Annotated in this window: 16 protein-coding genes and 1 tRNA gene; 11 read left to right on the top strand and 6 right to left on the bottom strand. The window is 33.7% G+C overall.

Translation table 11 applies throughout. The features are described 5' to 3' along the window. Positions 1-18 precede the first annotated feature (18 nt). Both ACF3OB_RS04430 and ACF3OB_RS04425 read right to left on the bottom strand, forming a co-directional pair. Positions 19-1140 carry a formimidoylglutamase gene (locus ACF3OB_RS04430; protein WP_042006101.1) on the bottom strand — a complete coding sequence of 374 codons (1122 nt, stop codon included), beginning with the start codon at positions 1138-1140 and terminating at the stop codon, positions 19-21. 18 nt (positions 1141-1158) lie between these two features. Continuing rightward, positions 1159-4035 carry an ATP-binding protein gene (locus ACF3OB_RS04425; protein ID WP_392448513.1) on the bottom strand — a complete coding sequence of 959 codons (2877 nt, stop codon included), beginning with the start codon at positions 4033-4035 and terminating at the stop codon, positions 1159-1161. Positions 4036-4945: 910 nt separating this feature from the next. On the opposite strand from ACF3OB_RS04425, the gene ACF3OB_RS04420 reads away from it, so the two are divergent. The 9 genes from ACF3OB_RS04420 (at position 4946) to ACF3OB_RS04380 (ending at position 13782) form a co-directional block, all read left to right on the top strand. Then, complete coding sequence (locus ACF3OB_RS04420; protein ID WP_392448511.1) at positions 4946-5854, top strand: leucine-rich repeat domain-containing protein; 909 nt, start codon at positions 4946-4948, stop codon at positions 5852-5854. Positions 5855-6006: 152 nt separating this feature from the next. Then, entirely contained in the window at positions 6007-7188 is a 1182-nt protein-coding gene (locus tag ACF3OB_RS04415; RefSeq protein ID WP_095894019.1) for a hypothetical protein, read from the top strand. A 293-nt stretch (positions 7189-7481) separates the two neighbouring features. Further along, entirely contained in the window at positions 7482-8003 is a 522-nt protein-coding gene (locus ACF3OB_RS04410) for a hypothetical protein (RefSeq protein ID WP_042006092.1), read from the top strand. A 95-nt stretch (positions 8004-8098) separates the two neighbouring features. Continuing rightward, positions 8099-8773, top strand: a complete 675-nt coding sequence (locus tag ACF3OB_RS04405; RefSeq protein WP_172914510.1) for a hypothetical protein — start codon at positions 8099-8101, stop codon at positions 8771-8773. Positions 8774-8973: 200 nt separating this feature from the next. Next, entirely contained in the window at positions 8974-9471 is a 498-nt protein-coding gene (locus ACF3OB_RS04400) for a hypothetical protein (RefSeq protein WP_095894021.1), read from the top strand. Then, positions 9468-10139, top strand: coding sequence for a spermidine synthase (locus ACF3OB_RS04395; protein ID WP_172917644.1), 672 nt, complete (start codon positions 9468-9470; stop codon positions 10137-10139). Before ACF3OB_RS04400 ends, ACF3OB_RS04395 begins: the two co-directional genes overlap by 4 nt. 205 nt (positions 10140-10344) lie before the next feature. Beyond that, positions 10345-12564: an NADP-dependent isocitrate dehydrogenase gene (locus ACF3OB_RS04390; protein WP_392448508.1), complete on the top strand. Its 2220-nt coding sequence runs from the start codon at positions 10345-10347 to the stop codon at positions 12562-12564. Between the two features lie 140 nt (positions 12565-12704). Continuing rightward, the gene (locus tag ACF3OB_RS04385) at positions 12705-13604 is read left to right on the top strand and encodes a DUF1835 domain-containing protein (RefSeq protein ID WP_095894024.1); all 900 of its coding nucleotides are present in this window, start codon (positions 12705-12707) and stop codon (positions 13602-13604) included. A 104-nt stretch (positions 13605-13708) separates the two neighbouring features. Further along, positions 13709-13782, top strand: a tRNA-Ile gene (locus tag ACF3OB_RS04380). A 192-nt stretch (positions 13783-13974) separates the two neighbouring features. Here the strand turns inward: ACF3OB_RS04380 and ACF3OB_RS04375 are convergent. Genes ACF3OB_RS04375 through ACF3OB_RS04360 form a run of 4 tightly spaced genes read right to left on the bottom strand, consistent with a single transcriptional unit; the run spans position 13975 to position 20258 of the window. Next, complete coding sequence (locus ACF3OB_RS04375; RefSeq protein WP_095894025.1) at positions 13975-15441, bottom strand: tetratricopeptide repeat protein; 1467 nt, start codon at positions 15439-15441, stop codon at positions 13975-13977. 1 nt (position 15442) lies between these two features. Further along, entirely contained in the window at positions 15443-16096 is a 654-nt protein-coding gene (locus tag ACF3OB_RS04370) for a hypothetical protein (protein ID WP_095894026.1), read from the bottom strand. After that, complete coding sequence (locus tag ACF3OB_RS04365) at positions 16074-19784, bottom strand: DEAD/DEAH box helicase (protein WP_392448504.1); 3711 nt, start codon at positions 19782-19784, stop codon at positions 16074-16076. The genes ACF3OB_RS04370 and ACF3OB_RS04365 overlap by 23 nt, the downstream gene beginning before the upstream one ends. Positions 19785-19790: 6 nt before the next feature. Further along, a complete protein-coding gene (locus tag ACF3OB_RS04360) occupies positions 19791-20258 on the bottom strand; it encodes a tetratricopeptide repeat protein (RefSeq protein ID WP_111966940.1) in 468 nt (155 codons plus the stop codon). Between the two features lie 216 nt (positions 20259-20474). Here ACF3OB_RS04360 and ACF3OB_RS04355 point away from each other — a divergent pair, with 216 nt between their 5' ends. After that, positions 20475-20837 (top strand): IS1 family transposase, encoded by a 363-nt coding sequence (locus ACF3OB_RS04355; protein ID WP_392448502.1) that lies wholly within the window; start codon positions 20475-20477, stop codon positions 20835-20837. Between the two features lie 28 nt (positions 20838-20865). Next, positions 20866-20994, top strand: coding sequence for a hypothetical protein (locus tag ACF3OB_RS04350; protein ID WP_392448500.1), 129 nt, complete (start codon positions 20866-20868; stop codon positions 20992-20994). Positions 20995-21167: the final 173 nt, after the last annotated feature.

Below are 21167 nucleotides of genomic sequence, written 5' to 3'. Positions count from 1 at the left end.
TTTAAATATATTACAAAGTTAAATTGATTTCCGATAAGCCTTCCACCAACGTTCAGGAATAACGCCTTGTGTTGCATCAAGATATTCTTTATGATTACACGGAATCAATCCCAGTGGAAGATGAGGCTTGCGTTCTGAAAAACTTTCGCTTCCTGCTTTCATCCACCAACGACCTGTAGCTACGCTTTTAAAAAATTCAATTTGTATGTCGTCAACTGGGACAATGTATTTGATATAGTTATTGTCATTCACCAAAGGTAACTCCTTGACTCTGAAGTTAAACCCTTCGCAAAAATACCAAAACATTTGTCCTGTCAATTGGGCAGCAAGTCCCGTATCGGGGATGTCGAATATACCATAGACTTGAACATTACTACTGATACCTGCGTATCGAGAAATAGCACAGATTTCACGATTGGAAAAACCATTCACGAATCCATCAGTGTTTTCAATATCTCGTGCTTGTATAGCGTTCATCGTAATGCTTACAATGTCAGCATCGCGCATGGTAGGTTCAATCATCGGTAGGTCGTTGACAATGATTCCCAAACGATAGGTATCGAAACACATTTTTTCGAGTAAATCTAATTCTTCTTGGGCTACATAGTACGATTGGTAACCTAAATTTGTAAAATCAAATAGATTAATAGGTTCTTCGGATAGAATTCTACTCAAATAAGATGTTTCCGAAAACAATTCATATTTATCCCCAAAGTCAAACGTAGGATTTACAGTTACCAAATTGACCATTTGCTCTAAAGTGTCAAAACTTCGATAAATAGGATAGGTCAAATCCCGTTTTCCTCCAATAACAACAGGGGTAATATTTTGTTTTATGAGAGAATTTACCAGCTCTCTAACTGCAAAATAAGTGTCGCTAGTGGAGTGACCTTCGTACAAAATTCCCAAATCGGCAATCGGAAAATTCCAATTACCTCTATAAAGAGCATACAAACTCTTGCGAACTTCATGCAAAGTTCGTTCAGCGGTTTCTACACTAAAGAAAGCCACTTTAATTTCATCTAAATCAGGAACACCCAATTCGAAGGTGTGTTTTCTTATTTGCGAACCTAATTGCTGTGGTTTGTAAGTTTTTGAAGCTAAGGTGCTATCGATGGGTTGTAGGTATAATAACGACATTTTTTTTGATTTCAACTTTTATGTATTCAAGAACCCTTTCATGGATGCATTTTTTTGGTATGCACTTGGCGTGATACCGAATTCTTTTTTGAATGTACGAGAAAAATAGCTCAAATCGTAGAATCCACATGCGTCGGAAACTTCTCCTAAACTTATGGAACTGTCCTGTAACATTTTTTTAGCCTTTATGAGTTTTACCTGCAAGATATATGACACCGTTGAAACTCCAACAATTTGGTTAAGTTTTCTACTTAGTTGTGAAGTGCTCATAGCCATTCTATCAGCAATAAAAGTAGCGTTGAAATTAGGGTTTGTAATCTCAGCATTAATGATGTCCATCACCTTGCATAAGAATTTCATCTTCTCATCATTGTCTGCTTTTTGTTCGGAAATATTATTTCCACTACTTTCAATAACGCTTAAGTATTTATCTTTTAATATTTTTCTATTTTCTAAAATTTTTTCAATCCGAATCAATAATTCTTCACTTCTGAAAGGTTTACGCATATAAGCATCTACCCCATGACGCAATCCCTCCAATTGATCTTCCTCTGAGGTTTTTGCAGTAAGCATAATAATAGGAATATGATTCAACAAAACATTGTCTTTCATATCAGTGCAGAATTCATATCCGTTTTTTACAGGCATCATCACATCGGTAATCACTATATCGGGAATATATTTTTCAGCCATCAGCAGCCCTTCCGCTCCATTTTTAGCAGTAATAACATTGTAATTACTTTGCAATAAAGATTTTACAAATAAGGAAACATCTTTACTATCTTCAACCACTAAAACAATTGGGACATCAGTGCCCATAGGTGTAATTCTATCACTACCATGGTCATCATCATGATTATCTTGATTTTGCGAGGTATTTGTAACGATATGGTCTGCCTTAGGAAGCACCAGCATCGGAAGATTTTGCATTTTCTTATTTTTTAAAGGCAAGGTAACGGTAAAGGTTGAGCCTTTTCCCAATTCACTTTCTACTTCAATTTTCCCTTTCATTTTTTCAACAAGCATTTTTGTAAAAGCCAGTCCAATACCCGTTCCTGAATTATTTTTTACGTTAGGACTCTGATAAAATAATTCAAAAATACGGTCTAATTCATCTTTCGGGATACCATCTCCATTGTCTGCCACACGAATCATAATTTCATTAGGATTTTTTTCTTTCAAGACAATAAATTCAATTTTATCGCCGTTTTCAGTGTGTTTGATAGCGTTTGACAGTAGGTTACTAATGATTTTATCCATATAGAAGGAAACGAAATCCATCTCTTGAGCTGCAATATCGGTATAAAACACTAGGTTTACGTTTCTTTCTTGTGCGAATAATCCGAAAGTTTCAGCAGTCATACGCAAGTAAGAGATGATGTCTCCACGTTCCCATTTCGGATTGTCCGTACCACTTTTCAATTTAGAAATATCTAAAAGTTGGTTAACCAACTTAAGTAGATTTTCGCTTTGTCGGTCGATAGCAAGCATAAACCGTGTCTTTTCCTTTTCGCTTAAGTCTTTACGTTGTTGTAATTGTCTATTAAGTCCTTGAATAACAGTCAATGGAGTTCTAAATTCATGGGTCAGATTTGTAAAGAAATCCGAGCGAGTTTGTTCAATCTGTTTTAAGATTTGGTTGCTTCGGGTGCGTTGTCGATAAGCATAGTACAACAAACCGATGATAATAGCTCCCACAACAGCAGCTAACCACATCAAGTAAAGAACTCGCTCTCTTCGCTCCTCCTTGATTTGGTTTTCAGCTTCAATGATTTTTAGTTGCCTTGAATTTTGTTCCCGCTCGTAGTTTACCCGTAAATCCATAAAATGATTGGTGTTTTTAACGCCTAAAATGCTATCGGTCATGGATTTACTGAATTTGTACTGTTTCAAAGCAGCTTCATATTTACCTTGTTTGATGGAATAGTCGTGTTTAAGTAAATAGATTTCAGCTAAATGTCCCGTCGAATTGATTTCTTGAGCCGTTTTTTCTGCTAAAGAAATATATTCGTGATATTGTTCTGTTTTACCTGTGATTAGATTTATTTTAGCCAAGGCGATACAAGCATTGAGCCAGTGCCATTTATCGGAGTACTTTTCCATCAAATCGTAGGCAATTCGATATTCTTTTTCTGCTAAATCGTATTTTTTTTCTACCGCATAAAGATTACCTAAATGATTATGGCACAGTCCAATGCCCAATTTTGAATTAGCTTCAATATTTTTCTGTAATGAGAGGTTGTAATAAGTTTTTGCGGAATCATATTCCTGTCGATTTCGGAAAATAGATCCCAGATTGGCATAATTGATGGCCTGTCCCACCTTGCTATCTAAGGCAGTTTCTTCTTTAAGAGCCTCTCGAAAATAGCGTTCGGCATCATCCGAGTAACCCAAACGTTCACTAATGTTTCCTATACCGTTGAGAGTCATTACTCGCAATTTTCGTCCACTGTTTTTAACATCGGAAAAAGCTTCGATATAATGAAGAGCATCATAACTGTAGTTAGCAGCTTCTGTCATGGCACTTATACGTCTGAAATCAGTGCTTAAATCATTGAGAGCCTGAACAATTTCAAGAGTGTCGTTGAGTTTCAAGGCAATTTCTAACCCCGTTTGGTGCGAGGTGATGGCATCAGAAAAGCGTGTGTTTTCACGCTGGGTTTTACCTAATTGTCTGTAAAACATCATCAAAGCGACATTGTTTTTCTCATCAGTATATTTCTGAACCATTATTTTTAGAGAATCTTCTTTCCGAGAAAGTTTCTGAGCTTCCTTTAAGTACATGCTTTTCGCCTCATTATCTACAACTTGTGTTTTTTCAGAGGAACAACCATAGATAATCAGAAACGAAAAAACGACAAAGAAACCGAAAAATTTATTTTCTATATATTTCATTTTCTGAACTGCATTTCATCGCAACAAAAGTAAATTTTTTTTTCCAATTGTAAAAAAAATATACATTAAAAAGACACTTCTCCTAATGCATTTTAACTATAAAAATAATTTGTATTCATAAAAATCTGATTACTAGATAGGTAGATGCATGTGTATGCGTGATTTATACAAATCGTAATTTGTAGATAAAAAAAGATAAATATTTGTAATAATATGATTATCAGATGTATAAAAAATAAATAGCAGACAAAAGGCATATCCGAAGAACTTTATATATTCTTGAATATCAACAAATACAGCATTCTTTTCTCATCAAAACATTAACTGCTAAACAAAAGGGATTCATTTTTCAAATAGTTTTGTATTTATATTTTACTCATTTTAAAATGTTTAACATATTTTGAGGTATATGATTTATACAAATTTTGAAATTGTTAATGCGTCATTTTTACAAAAAGTAGTTTGATTTTTACAACTACTTCTTTTAGGTTCACCCTACCTTTGTACCAGAAAACAGAAAGTAAAATTACTTTATTCTGTTAGAGAAAAACATCATGGTTTTTTAAAATATAAAAAGAGAACTTAATTAGTGAAGTGCAGTTGTGCAGTCGGGAGGATAGCGCAACTTGTGAGATTAGAAGTTAAATCATTTTTTTTCATATTCAAATGTTAGTAGTAGTTTAAGGCTGTGCTGTCGGGAGGATGGCACAGCTATAGCTACCAAAGAAGATTAAAGAAAACTTATTTTTTTTCATATTCAAATATTAAATCGTAGTTGAGGGTTATGTAGTCGAGAGGGTAACATAACTCGTGCTACGAAACTACAAAGGAAATTATTTGAAAATAAGGACAACACTAAAACCAAAAAATAACAAAGTAAAACAGCATAAAACATTAAAATTTAGAAGAGATGAAAACGAGAGAATTGATAATGTTCTTGGCTGTGTTAATATTTGCAGCCTGTTCAACAGATGAGATGGAGGATTACGAATCCTTGATGGAAAAATCGAATAAAATAACTTTTGTAACACAGAAGAAAAAAGGAGAAAGCATTTGCCTCAGTTTGGAAGCAGAAACATCGAAACAAAATGCTGTTTGGATTGATTGGAATAATAACAAAAGAGAAGATGTTGGTGAGAAGTTTAACGAGACACTTTTTGGACAGTACACTATTTTTGAAGTAGATGCTCCTGAAGTTACTATTTATGGCGAAGTAACTGCACTATACATCCCACGAGCAAAAGTGGAACGATTGGAGGTTAGTAAAAATCCTGCACTGGAAAGATTATACTGCTCGGAAAACAATATTAAGGAGCTCGATCTGTCAAAAAATGTAAATCTAAAAGAACTGGATTGTTCCGAGAATAGCATATCCTCACTTGAATTGGGTAACAATCTAAAACTGGAGCAGTTGTCAATGGGGGTTAATCCAATCAGATCGGTAGATGTGAGCAGAAATCTCGTTTTAAAACGAATTTGCGTTCGAGGAAGCCAGATTGAGAAATTGAATCTGAAAGCAAATGCAAACCTAGAGGAATTAAATTGTAGTGATACCAATTTAAAATCCTTGGATGTGAGTGAAAATACGAATCTCAAAACAATCTTTTGTTATGGAAATCATATTCAAGGGGAAAATATGACGGCTTTCATGAATAGTTTACCACAGCGTTGTGACGCCTCAACAGGGTTCCTTTACTTGACAGCTAACAAAACCCCGCGAGGAAAAACAGAGAAAAATGTTTTTACAAATGGTGACATTAATATCGGAAAAAACGAGAAATGTTGGAGAGTGATTGTTAATTTCCACAAGGAATTATAAGCTAAAAATGCCCCAAAATACGTATCAAAAAGGGAAGGAAGAAATGCAAAATCGAACACATTTATCATAAATTGATTAAAGCATTTTGTGATTTAGACAGGGTAAAATCCTGAGTGAACTAAAGTTTTAACTAATTTGAAATACAGGAATCTATGAAAACAAATATTCTAAAAGCAACACTAGGATTGCTTGTGGTATTTTCGCTACAAATCAATGCACAGAACGATCCTGAACTCAACAATAAAACAGTTGAAAAGGGATATACCAAATCAATCGGAGAGATTAGAAAATCTTATACACAGTTAGATGAAAGGTTATATCACAAGCCTTATGACAATCCTGCGTTCAAAGAATTTTATCTGCTGGATGCCAACAGTGAGCAAGCCTTGATCTCACAGGAAATTTATACACATCAACAGTTGAACAATCGAGGATTGCGTGAAAGTATTCAATCCAAGTTATTTGAGGTAAATTTGCCCAACAAAGGAGGAAAACGTTATTCTTTTCAAGATGACAATGTTATACACGCTTACTTCGCTGTATTTAACGCTGATCCTGAGGGCGTTAAACCTTATTCGTTCTATGTTTCAGGTAAAACTTTATTGGAAGCCCATCGCTATGGAGACATCACTTTTGAAGCAAAATATGAAGATAATGAACATACAAAGGTAGTGACCGATAGTGGTATTCTTCTTTTACTTTATTCTCACAGAGCTCGTGTAGCAGATATGGGGCTTGAAGTGGTACGTTTAGACCAAATGGTGTATGACAAAACACCTTTTAACACCATCGGAGCAGCTTTTTTTGGAATGCTAAACAATATTGAAAAATTCGAAAAGGCTGGGAAATACGATAGCTGCAAAATGAGTTTCAGAATTGCTACAACAATGAAAGAACATTTTGAGAAGCATCCCAAAAAAGTACAGGATGATAGTTATCTATTTGTATTAAACAAATATGAACAGATAAAACAAAGAGTAAAAGGCTGGGATGCTCATACGGCAAAAGGTATAGATATGCCAAAAACATACAATATGACACCCGCAACAACGCAAAAAGCTTTGGCTGACGCTAAAAAACAATTTGAAGGAGCTTTTAAAGTAGACAAACTTGTGTTTTTAGAAAAAGATTGGAAAACATTCAAAAGTCCAAACTATCCATACGAAATCACGCATCGGAGTTTGTTAGTGGGACTTTTGACTAACGAAGGAGGCGTAACGTATTTGCGTCAGTACAATCTACAACAGCCAGGCGACGGAAAAAAATGGCAAAACAAATACCAATTTACAGCTCCTTTTGATGGGACACACAATCCTAGAAAAATCAGCAAATAAACAGAAAAATGAGCAAAAATACATTGTTTTGAAAAACAATTGATGAGTTGTTAGAATTAAAGCTGTAAGCAAACAATTATAGGCTTTTTCGTATAAAAAAACTCTTAATAAGAGCAAGAAAAACATAAGACATTAGTGAAAATTAATTATCTTTGTAATGTTAAATTAGGTTTTTAAACATATTCGAGGTGATGATGATATTTCATCTCACCTTGAGTGTGTTTTTGTCAGAAAATGCTTTCATGTTGACGAAAATTTGCAGACACTTTTGTAAAACAATAAATTTACAGTTTATGAAAATAAAAATAATACTTAGTATCGCAGTGATTACCTTACTGTGGAGTTGCAAAAGCAACAGTGAGAACGACAAAGTTTCGGTTGAAGCTGCCGAAAAGTGGTTGTATGCTATATTCCAATGTCCTAACGGGAATGGATTTTGTTTTCCTGAATGGGGAGGGGATGATAAACTCTATACGAAACGATTTTTAGAATTTTACAATGAAGCCATTGAGCTTTACAGTTTTTGGGCAGAGGATAACTACGATTCGGAAGAAGCTTTGGAACAAGCCAGAGCTCAATATAAAAAGAAATGGGCAAGTGTTTATAACCCAGTGAAAGAAGATGATCTTAATGTGTTTGGAACAGGAAATGGAGATGTTGACAAACTTGAGGACTTGAAAATAAAACATTTAAAAGACTTGAGTTTTAATGTTTTTATAGACTATGGGGAGGTGAAAACTTCGTCAGACGTGATACTTGTTAAGAACGGGGATAGTTTTCAAATTGATTATATGAACACTAATTTTATTGACTGATATAAAATATTATCAGAAAAATAAACAAATCTGGAGAGCCTGTTTTCTGTGTTGAAATATGGGATCAAAAAAGCAAATAAAAATATTTTGAAAAAATGAAATTTATTTATTTTATAGTTGTAACATGTTTATTGATTGTGAGTTGTGAAACCACACCGAAAAAGCAAAATACGACCGAGGAACAAATCCCAAAAGAGGTTTCTTTACCTGAATTGTCTCAAGGAGAGACAGTCGAGTTTGAAGATTCATTTTGTCGTATCGTCAATCGAGATGATGAAAATGAAATGTTTAACAAATTAAAAATCCAAGCGAAAAAAGAAGGAATAGCCTCTTTTGAATTGGCATCGGATAACGAATATGTCTCATTAGAAAAGGTTGACAATCATTTCTTGTTGGTCAGTTTAGGTACAGGCGGAACCCGTGATTTGAAGGCTTATAATCTTAAAACAGGAGAGAAAATATTAGAGGCATCATCTTCAGTTTGGGGAATTGAAACAGGAGAGGAAAGTGGTGTGTTTTACATCTACCTGTACGGAGAGGAAACCCCTCCCGGAATATATTGGGAAGAAGCTACAAAAACCTGGAAATCAAACACGGAAATACCTGAAAATTTAATGAATGACCAGTTAGAACAACAAAAAAAAGAATTTGAAAAAAGAGGTTTTCTAACTGATGGATTTCCAATCATATGTTTAGAAAAATATAAATTTGACATAAACCAACGGAAGGTAAGTGGTACAGGAGAGTATAGATGGGACTACGCTCAGTAGTTTCTTTTGAAAAACTGCACATTAAACTTTTTCTGCTCGCCTGTGATAAGACTAAAGTAGATATAACCTTTCTGCAGATACAAAACAAAGGCTGGATAAAAGTAATATGTGTTACCCCAACAACAGAAACTTTATCAAATTCGGCACAAAGTTGATATTCTTGTAACAAATTGTTTGTAAGTGATTAAAAATCAGAATATATGAATAAATTAATTATCTTTTTTGTAGGTATATTTATCTCGATAGGTTGTAACAATCAACAGCCACGGGAGCCAGAGTTTACATATGAAACTTATTTGAATCAGGACTACGAATTTCAGTTTGAATATCCAACGAAGATGGATGTTGTAATGAACCATTTAGATGGAATTCGGCTTGGATATCCTGAAAAAGATATTCTTCTTGGAGGATATCATGCATTTATCATAAATGATGAATCTGATTGGGTTAATTTGAAAGAGGCGTATGATCAAGATTTGAAAAGTGAAAATGTAAAGTATTCTAATACAGAATTTCATGACGAAGATTACTATTTTCTTGAAGGAATGATAGACGGTAAAACATCGTTTATGAAATATACAATCAATAGTGAAAGAGGTTTTTATATTATTGAAATTCAGTATACGGACGAGAAAGATGCTCAACTGTGTAAAGCAATCGTGAATCACGCCAAAAATACTTTCAAAAGAATCGAATGATAAAGAAAATACTTAGTTACATTATTCCTATTTCGGTACATAAACAAGACTCACAGGTGAGTACGTCGTTGGAGGTGTTATTACACAACGGTCGCTATATACTTGATACACCGAATACGAACTATTCCTATGGAAGTCTTCAGCGTATTCTGCGATTTGGCTTGAAGAAAATAGGTTTCGCACGTGTGCGAGAAATGGAACGTATTTTAGTAATGGGACTGGCAGGAGGAAGTGTTGTGAGAACTCTGATTGATGAAATAGGTTACCAAGGGGCTATGACAGCGGTTGAATTAGATGGTGAAGTAGTTGATATTGCAAATAAGTATTTTATAATCAATGATATAGATGGTTTAGACATCGTAATTGATGATGCTCAGAATTTTGTCAAAACAGCAAAACAAACCTATGACCTAATTATCGTTGATATTTTTCAGGATAACCACATGCCTGATTTTCTATTTTCGAAAGCTTTTATCAATCAAACAATTTCATTGCTGAATAACAACGGAATCATTCTGTTTAACACAATGAAAGTAAGAAAAGAGGACGCCATCAGGAATCTCCGTTTTATTGAGTATTGCAAACAATATGCGACAGTAAAGGTTCTTCCTAATGTTGAAGGAAGCAATGAGTTATTACTGATTTTTAAGAAAGACACTACATCCTAAAGTGCGTGAATTAAAAACTTCGATACGTTTAGTATAATTTTGTCCGTTTCGTTTTTCTTCGTACTTAAACGAGAAATGCACTCATTACTTTCTTTTGAAGGTGGTGGCTATTTTGAGATTTGTGCTAAAATATTTTAAGGGAATACTATTTTTTTTAAAAATAAAATGTTACATTTGTGGTTTCTTAATAAAAAATCATATAGTAATGACTCAAAAAGCAACAATAATCTACACTAAAACCGATGAAGCTCCGTTATTGGCGACCCATTCTCTATTGCCTATCATCAAACGATTTACGACTTCGTCAAATATTGATTTTCAGTTGAAAGATATCTCCTTAGCGGGACGTATTCTGGCGAATTTCCCTGATTTTTTGACCAAAGAACAACAGGTGGAAGATGCTTTAAAAGTTTTAGGAGAATTGGCAACACAACCTGAGGCTAACATCATTAAACTACCAAACATTAGTGCTTCAGTACCTCAGCTGATTGCTGCCATAAAAGAGTTACAATCCAAAGGATACGATTTGCCTGACTACCCCGAAAATCCGACTACCGAAGGAGAAAAACAGATTAAAACACGTTACGATAAAATTAAAGGAAGTGCCGTAAATCCAGTGCTTCGAGAAGGAAATTCAGACCGAAGAGCTCCAAAGGCAGTGAAAAACTACGCTAAAAAACACCCTCATTCTATGGGCGCTTGGAGCAAAGATTCATTGACCGAAGTAGCTACTATGTCCACAGGCGATTTTTACCACAGTGAAAAGTCGGTAACTACAGAAAAAGTAGACAACGTACGAATTGAGCTTACAACCGCTGAAGGAGAGAAAATAGTCTTGAAAGAAAAAACATCTTTACAGAAGGGCGAAATCATTGACGCAGCAGTGATGAGCAAAAAAGCCTTGCTTACTTTCCTAAAAGAACAAGTACAAGAGGCAAGAGATAAAAACATTTTGTTTTCATTACACATGAAAGCTACGATGATGAAAGTATCTGACCCTATTATTTTTGGACACGCAGTGCGTACGTTCTTCGCCGATATTTTTGAAAAACACGCAAATATTCTAAAAAAAATCGGAGCGGACGCAAATAACGGCTGGGGCGATATCATCGCTAAACTGTCGAATTTGGAAAATACTGAACGAGAGATTATTGAAAAAGATATTCAAACGGCTATCGAAAACGCACCTGCTTTGGCAATGGTAAATTCTGATAAAGGGATTACCAATTTACATGTGCCAAGCGATGTTATTATTGACGCATCAATGCCCGCAATGATTCGCAATTCAGGAAAAATGTGGAATGCCAAAGGCGAAGCTCAAGACACCTTGGCGGTGATTCCTGATAGCTCTTATGCAGGAGTTTACAAAGAAGTAATCGCATTCTGCAAAGAACACGGAGCTTTCGACCCAACTACTATGGGGACTGTTCCGAACGTAGGACTGATGGCTCAAAAAGCGGAAGAGTATGGCTCTCACGACAAGACTTTTGAAATCCCTGCGACGGGAATAGTGAACGTTATTGGGGAAGATGGAGTGGTTTATTTGTCTCATAATGTAGAAGTTGGTGATGTTTGGCGTATGTGTCAAGTGAAAGATGCGCCTATTCAAGATTGGGTAAAGTTGGCAGTTTCACGTGCTAAAGCAACCCAAACTCCAGCCGTTTTTTGGTTGGATAAAAACAGAGCCCACGATAATGAACTTATCAAAAAAGTGGAGGAATATCTTAAAAATTATGATCTCAACGGTTTAAATGTCCAAATTTTATCACCAGAAGAAGCTACGGTTTATACGTTAAAACGCCTAAAGAAAGGGGAAGACACCATTTCTGTAACAGGAAATGTACTTCGTGATTACCTAACTGATTTGTTCCCTATCTTAGAGTTAGGTACCAGTGCCAAAATGCTTTCTATTGTACCTCTGATGAACGGAGGAGGATTGTTTGAAACAGGAGCTGGTGGATCTGCCCCAAAACATGTGGAGCAATTCTTGGAAGAGAACTACTTGCGTTGGGATTCATTGGGCGAATTTTTGGCATTAGAAGTTTCATTAGAGCATCTTGCAGAAACTTTCAACAATCCAAAAGCCTCAGTTTTAGCCAATGCTCTTGGTGAAGCTACCGAAAAAGTGTTGGAAAACAATAAATCACCTCAACGAAAATTAGGACAATTAGATAACCGTGGAAGCCATTTCTATTTAGCTTTGTATTGGGCTGAGGCTTTGGCAAATCAAGATAAAGATCACCAATTGGCAGGTGAATTTGCTTCTATAGCACAAGCGTTGAAAGATAATGAGACAAAAATCGTTGAGGAATTAGTAAGCGTTCAGGGACATCCTGTCAGCATTGAGGGATATTATGCTCCGAATGAAAAACGAACTTATGCAGCAATGCAACCAAGTAAAACATTAAATAGAATCTTGAGTTAATGTATTTAAAAGAGGCTATCTAACTGAAAAAGATAGCCTTTTTTATTACTCTTCATTATTTTTTTTCGAAAATAAAAATATATCATATTATTTTTTTTCGTAAGTTTGCGGATGGTCTGTACAACTAAAATAATGATATTATGAAACGAGTACTACATATTACTAACAACCAATCTACCTCTGAAAAATTGCAACAAACCTACGCAAAATCGGAAGTAATCACTTGGAACGAAATGCTTTGTGAGGGAAAAACAACAACTGATGTAGGTAGTGAACATTTTTGGAAAAATCGGTATGATTTTTTTAAAAATGAATATAATACGGAAAAATCATCGTTTATTGAAACCGTTTTGAAGGAATATAGAAACCTATGCAATCAAAAAACACAAGATGAAATAGTATTATGGTTTGCAGAAGACTTACAAAGTCAGTTTAACATGATAGGTGTGATTTCATGGATAAAGCAACACCGCAAAAATATTCAAGTGTCATGGGTTAATTTACTTCCAAGCAGCCAAACTATTGAAAAAATAAAACTTGCCTACACCCAGCGACATCCGCTAATTCAAGATGATATCGAATATGCTGATTACATTTGGCAACTCTACTGTAGCAATTCTCCTCTGCAATTAGAAAAACACACCAAAAACATACAAACTCGCTTAACAGCACTGCCTAATGCTATCCAACTCCACTTGAAACGTTTTCCTTTGGTGGCGAATGGCTTAAATAACGTTGAGATAAATGTTTTAGAAACTATTTACCAACTCAATGGAAACCGAGATGCTGTGTTAAGTCACTTGGTAAAAAACGACCAAAAAATGGGATATGCTTCAGCTCAATATCAAAATCTGATTAATCGGTTAAGACCTTTACTTTCTTCATTAAATCCGTTAAAAATCAATGAAGATGCTGAAAAAGCACTCCGACAAGAGTTGAATGTTTACGCCTCACTGCGAAATGAACACGATTATTTTGGAGGTAGTTTAAAATACAATTTTTTGTATTATGAACCTGCTAATAAAATTATGAAGTTATAAAGGTTTCATATTTAACGACTTAAATACAATGGTGTAAAAATACTCTTTCTTTACTTGCGTAAGAAAAAAAAAAGATGTAATATTGCACCGTCTTACAGTGGACAGGTCTCATAGCTCAGTTGGTTAGAGCACCTGACTCATAATCAGGTGGTCGCTGGTTCGAGCCCAGCTGGGACCACAAAGAAAATCAAGGCTTTACAGAAATGTAAAGCCTTTTCTGTTTTTTATGTGTGAAGCATATGTGAAACATTTGATACATTTGCATTATGGGATACTCCCAAAACTTAACCCCAACTTTTTAACTTACACACTTAGAGGGATAGTGTCTTAAAATTATTAATGCTTAAACTAAACAATGAACTATCTATACTTAATTACTAATTCCTGATTTTTTAAGACAGAACAAAGCTTTATCAAGGTCTTTCTCAGTTCCTAAACCTTCATTATAGCAAATCCCCAAATGCAGTTGCCCCAAATAATCTCCTTTTTCGATAGCAACTCTATACCAATGTAGTACAATTTGCCACGATTCTTGGGTTAAATTTTTAAAAGATTTAGGATTGACTTGAAGAAAAGATTCATCGTCGTCATAGTCTTTTTTTTGTAGTTCGGCTTGATTCAGCCAATAAATAGCTTTGTTATAGTCTTCTACTTGTTCGTATAATAATTCTCCAAGATAGCATTGAGCCCAATAATGCCCCTGTTTAGCAGATTTTTCATACCATTCAATAGCTTTCTCGTAATTTCCTTTATCAAAATAGTCATTTGCTATTTCGTATTGGGCTTCTGCATAGCCTCGTTCAGCTAATTTTTCCTCCCAATATGATATTGTGTCTGAAAACAAAGAGTTATATTTAAAAGGAGAATTATATATTTTCCATATTATCTTTATTTCCTGCTCATTACCCGTTTCAAATGATTTTCCATACCAATGTGAAGCAGGATCAAACAATCCTTGTTCGTAATATAGAAGCATCAAATATTCGTGAGCCGTAATACTTTCCTTTTTAGCTAACTTTTCCAACCAAAAAATGTGTTTTTCAGTGTATAGCAAAGAAATGAACTTTTCATCAAGTTTTATTAAATAGGATTTTATATTTTCATTTATTCTCGCTATCCTGCTCAACCAATAAATAGCTTCTTGAAGCGTCTCTCTATGGCAACCATAAAGCCACTCTTCAATATAATCATCATACGACTGGTAAGGATATTCTCCGTATTCACCTTCTCCTACGGCTATTTTTTTGAGATAATATATAGCCTCTTTATAATTCTCAAGTTGAAGGTGTAATGCTCCCAGTTCAATTTGTCTATCTTTTTCGTTCTGAGCTAGTTTTGCTTCCCAATATTCAGATTCTACGTAATTATGATTACTTTTGTGGAAATCATAAAGTTTGTTTTGTGCCAAAACACACCCTTGATGGGCAGCTTTTTCCCAACACTCGGCAGCATCGGCATAGAATCCTTGAAACTCGTAGTATTCCCCCAATTGGAATAGGGATTCTGGACAGCCATTTTCAGCTTTTTCTTTGATATAGTGAAATTGATTTAGCTCGTCAGTAGCATCCTTAACTCCGTTTTGTTCTGCTTGTAAAAACCAATGTATCGCCTCTTTGCTATGAGCACCCTCTTTTGTTTTGTAAAGCATTCCCAACAGAAATTGAGCATCATCATTGTTTTGCTCAGCTAAAATTTGCAAATACTTTTTTGCCGTATAGAAATCTTCTGCTCCATATGAAAGGACATACTTTTCATAATGGTATTTTCCCAATGAAAATAAAGCCTCTGAATTGCCTTCGTTGGGAGTTTGGGGTTGATTGCTTTGGGTGTACGGCATATTATATCACTTTATAGATTATAAAGGCACAGAGTAAGATAATAACTATAGAGAAAAACAATACGAAGTTTTTGTCTGTATTTTGTTTTTTACGAATACTTTGACTTTCGTTTTGTATGGTTTCTGAAAGTGTTTTAACAGCCTTTGAAAATTCGATTTCAAAAATTTGTTTTATTTGATTTCTCTCATTTTCAATAAGTTGTTTTATTTCAAACTTGTGATTTTCTAATTTTATTCGTACATCTTTTTCCCAATCTTGGTATAAGGTTTTATTGTTTTTAGAAAGAATATCAATATCGTTGTGAATACTTTCTGTAAGTTCTGCTTGGTACAGTTTTCGATTATCATCTATTTCTTTAAGTGAAGAAGTAATGATTTCAAAACTTCGTTGTATGGTTTGAGTAAATTCTTTTTGAAAAAAGATTCTTTCTTGCTCAATTTTTACCATTGATTCTGAAATCTTTTTTTGCCCCTGCTCTTGCAAGTGCAATATTTCAGACAAAGTATCGTTATTTTTCGTTGCTTTATCATTAATTTCCTTATATTCAGAACATAAAGATTCTATTTTCTTATAAGTTGCACCTATCTCTTTTAAATTTTGAGCTTCTGTATTCAAATTTTCAAGTGCTTGGCTAAATTTCTCTAAGTTGCTCATATAACTGATTATTTATTTGCTTTAATTTTTCAATTCTTTGTTGATACAAATCAACTAATAAATAGGGCAGATGAAATTCGTCTGCAAAGGAAACAAAAACTTGCTCTGAAAAATATTTTTTAATTGAGATACAAATTTGTTCTTTTTGGTGTGTTTCAAAATGTTTTCCTAAGGACATCAATTTGTCTAATATTTCTTGTTGATTTTCCTTGGAGAACTCTGTTGTAATCATTTTAAGGGCGTTTTCAAAACGTGGTTTTCCATCCAAATTTTTGAAATCATCTAAAGCTAAACGAACCAAACCACTCACAAAATCTAAACCAATATTATTTTTATAACTTTCCAAAAAACGGCTAATGACATCACGCAAATTTCTATACTTATCATTGCGTAACATCTTATCTTTTAGTGTAGGAATGAATATTTTATTCTTTTTTAATTGTCCGTTAATTGACTCATTTGTTTCCTCTTCAAAATAAAAAACATCAAACCAATTTTTATAATCAAGAGGTTTTTCGCCAAGAGCTTGAAGAATAAAAGTTAAATCACTAAAAACAAAATAACTATCCAATTGTTTTTTAAATGAAGCACTATCTTTAAATTCTAAACACCAGTCATACAATGTTTTAAGTGATTGTTTGCGATTATAAACAATATGGTCAAAAATCCATTGCAAAAGATACCTTGTGCTTTTTTCTAAAAAACTACTACCTTCTGTTTTCTCTATTTCATTGGCAATGTTTTTGGTTAATTCGTATTTTCCAACATAGTTTTCAATACTTTTTAAAATGTGACTATCCTCATCAGATGAAAATGTTACTTCAAACTGATTTACAAAATTATTTGTCCAATCTTTAACGATTCCTAAAAGAGACAAGCGGTAAATAATTTTTTCTTGGTTTTCTCGTCCCTTTGTACCAAAAAAAGTGATTGTTTTTGTTTTATGTTTTTCAAAATAACGATTTTTAAAATCTAAAACTGCTTTTAAATCTTCATCAACATCGTTTAACCCTTGTAAAAATAAATATAGTTGTGCCGAAACATCTTTTTGGTCATTCTTCTCTACAGCTTCTGTTATCTCTTTAATGCGTTTAATAGTTGTGTTTTGTGCAAAAACTTCTGAAATATAATCATTTGTGTCCGTTTGATGTAAATCATTTAAGTCTATATCTTGTTCATCTATAACCTTATTTGTTTGACTTGGACTCAAAGTTTCAGGAGAGAATAAAACAAAACACCTTCCTTTTTTATGTTCATTTTCAGGAATTTTTGCCCATCTTCCCGCACGCCCTGCTTCTTGATAAAGCGATTCTACAGAGGAGGGAATGCCATAATGAATGGTGTAAAAAGTGTTATCTTTATCAATTCCCATTCCGAACGATTTGGTAGCAACAAGTAATGAGTATTTATTTTGCTTGAATGCTTTTTGAACCTTGTCTTTGTGGTCTTTGAATTTTTTTTCACTGAATTTTGGAATCTGTTTAATTGACAGAAGATATACCCCATTGTTTTTACTTGCTCTGCTTTGTATTTGATTGATATCCCCGTTATTTCGTATAATTGTATCAATTTCTTCTTCTGATAAAGTATTATCAAAATCTTTCAACTGCCGTTTTATTTCGTTAATAAGTGCAAGATGATTATGAGCATATTGCTCAGGTATTTTTACCGTGTGATATGTTTTATCATTTGGAATACTTCCTGCATACCAACTCACTTTGTTAGGGTATATTGTTGATAAATGGTTAGAAACTGTATAACAGCCCTTGTAACCATTTACATTCGGTGTAAAAATAAGCCCTGCTCTTTCGTCATTTTCTAAGAAGCCATCTTCGTTTTTGAATTGTTCAAGCAGAGTTTTCAACTCCTCTGCTTTGTCCTTTTTATCTTTGATGACTTGAAATTCAAGTTCTTTTCGGCTGTAATCTGTTAATGATTTTATGTTTTCGTCTTCTAATCGTGTTTTTTGTCTTGAAAATTCTATTTTTATATCTTTCAATACATTAACTGATGCCGTGGCGGTAAGTCCTAAAAACTTGATTACTCCTTCTCCGTTTTCATCTTTTGGACTGAGTGCGTCAATGGTTTTTGCCAAATTCAGATACGAAAGTCTAAAACTATGTCCCCATTCCGAAAGGCAATGTACCTCGTCGATTACAGCATAGGCAATTGAAAATTTAGCGTTAATACTTAAAATCTTATCTCTAAAACTTTGTATTTGGAAACGCTCTGGGGAAATCCACGTGAGTAGATATTTTCCTTGTTCAAAGTTTTGTTCTATGTTGCTTTTTTTTTCTGGTTCTAAATCATTTGTAACCCAATTAGTATTAGTTATCAGTATGTTATCTAAATTTTCTTTCTGGTCATACATAAGCGATTTGATGGGACAAACTACAAAATTAATGCTGGGTTGCAATAAGCAAGGTAGTTGATAACACAACGATTTTCCACCCCCTGTTGGTAAAAGACCAATAGTGTCTTTTCGGTTTAGGGCGTTGGCAATAATTGGAAATTGTCCTTCGCGAAGATTCGGTTTATCAAAAATATTTTGCAGAAAAAACTCAATCGTCTTTTCATCATCTTTGGTAACCTCATAGTTGATAGGTTGAGAAGTACTTACTTGGAAATAATTTTTATCGCGTATCCTATCAAAATAATCCGTTCTTACAAAAATTGTTTCAGGATAGAGCAGATTTTCATCCGTATATCTTTTTGACAATGAAAAATTTATATTAATAAAATTGGTTTTAAATTCGTGTTTTTCTTCTGCAAAATGAATATTGACCTTAGGTTTGTTAATTGATTTTTTGTTTTTTAATAAATACAAATGCTCGAACCAAATAAAAATATCTTCAATGGCTAATTCTGCAAAATTATTTAGATTGACTTCTGTGAAAATATTAAAATTCCAATCAGTGTCAAGTTTCAATTGACCATTCATCAATAACTCCAATACCAATATTTGAAAACGAATAATGGCTGTTGGAAGATATTTTTCGTTGAGGATTTCTTTTGAAACATTCTCAATATCAATGGAATATGCTAACTTGTATATATTTAATAATTTTTCATATCTTCCTAAATGATTAAGTATCTCGTTTATTTTGTCTGTATATTTTCTGTTTTTAAGTTCAGCTGTTTTAATACGAATGGTTAAAATTCCTTTCCCTTTTAGGTAGTTGTCTCTTTCGGTGTCTAATTTTTTTTGGCTTTCTTCTTCATGATGTTTTCCGTCTATTTCGATAACTAATTTTGCCTGTGGAAGATAAAAATCAACTTGCTGATTTTTAAAGCTTTCGTTGTCTCCACAAATTTCATTGATTTCTATTTCGGGCACAATAAGTGATTGAATAAAGGCATATTCCCCAAATTCTTTGAGAATAATTTCTTCATAAAAACGACGAGCAGGAAAAATATTTTCTTGTTCGTCTCCCTTTATTGTACTATGCCAAACAACCTTTTCTGAGTTTGGATACAAAAAATAATTTGTAAAATTTTCCTTTTCGTGAATTTTACCCAATTTTTCTTGTAGAAATTTAGACATCCAAGTGGGGACACCTCTTTGTAAAATGTTTTTCAAAACACAACAAAAAGCATATAGTTCTGTGTCTTCCGTTTGTCTGTCTTTTAAATTTTGGATAACAAAATTAGAATTAGTATGTATGTAGTTAGCTGTGTATTTTTTCATTGTTTTTTAAAAATAGCCTAATTGTCTTAACATTCGTTGTGCATTTTGATTTCCTAAATCCGCTGATTTTTTCAAAAATATGAGTGCTTTATCCTCTTGATCAGCTTGGGAAAAAATTTGAGAAAGTAACAAATATGGGTTGGAATAATTGACATCGTACTCTAATGCCTTCTTGCAATCTTCAAAAGCATCTTGAAGCCTTCCTATGTTTTTTAGGGAATTTCCTCTGTTGTTATACATACGCTTAAATTCTACTCCCAACATCACTCCCATATACATTCCCTCCAAATCTTCATTGAGTGGGGAATTTGGATGTTTCTTTTTCAATTCAATTGCCTTCTTATGATTGTTTAAACTCATATAACAAAATCCTATTTGGTGGTATTGAGCGTATATGCGAATATCATCACTCGCATAATCAATAGCTTTAGTATAATTTTCGATGGCTTCATTGTATCGTCCTAAATCTTCCAATACATTAGCTTTAAAAGCAAAATGTCTCCAATCGTCAATGTCGGATATCGCAATTGTTTTGTTAATATTAACTAAAACCTCTTGATAGTTTTGATTGTAATAATCATCAATTGCTTTTTGATAATGAATGAGGTATTCTGGTAAATTGGTCGTGTTTTAAAAAGTATGATGGTATAAAAATTTGACAATCAGGGAGTAAAGTTGTATTTTTGTTGAATGCTAATAACAATTAAACTCCACTGCCCCAATTGTCAATGCACAAAGATAGTCAAAAATGGGAATAAAAAGAACAAAAAACAAAATTATCTTTGCAAAACCTGTAAACGCCAATTCATCGGCGACCATAATCTGACCTACAAAGGTTGGGCTTCGCATATCGCTGCGAAAATTCTCTTGCTTTTGGCAAGAAATGTAGGCATTCGTGATATTGCTGAAATTGAGAAAGTTAGCATCAAAAAAGTACTTTCGGTTTTGGTAAATTTCAATCGAGAAATCAAACCCAAACAAAACAAATACAAATCGTTACAAGTTGATGAACTTTGGACTTTTGTGAAAAAAAGAAAAATAAAAAGCGGTTGATCTATGGAGGCTATACTTCAGCGAGGCGATGCAGAGAACAGAATTTAAGGAATTAAAACAAGATTTTGTAGCAGGGAATTTTAATTTGAAAGAGGTTTTTCCAATCGAAGCAGCTTTGATATTTTTGATGATTGCGTATAATCTGATGTCTATTTAGAATATTTGTTTTGCAGGAGAAAACGCAAAAATCATTATCAACATATTACGATGTAGGACATTTGCTATAGGAGCCTATTTTGAAAAAGTAGATAATGAAATTAAACTCCGAATAGCCCTGACAAAACAACGTCGAAATTGATTCATAGAATTATGGGATTATCCCATTGATTT

The organism is Capnocytophaga canis, assembly GCF_043187445.1.
Classification (GTDB): domain Bacteria; phylum Bacteroidota; class Bacteroidia; order Flavobacteriales; family Flavobacteriaceae; genus Capnocytophaga; species Capnocytophaga canis.
The sequence above is the reverse complement of the archived record's forward strand: the minus strand, read 5'-3'. Positions and strand labels throughout refer to the sequence as shown.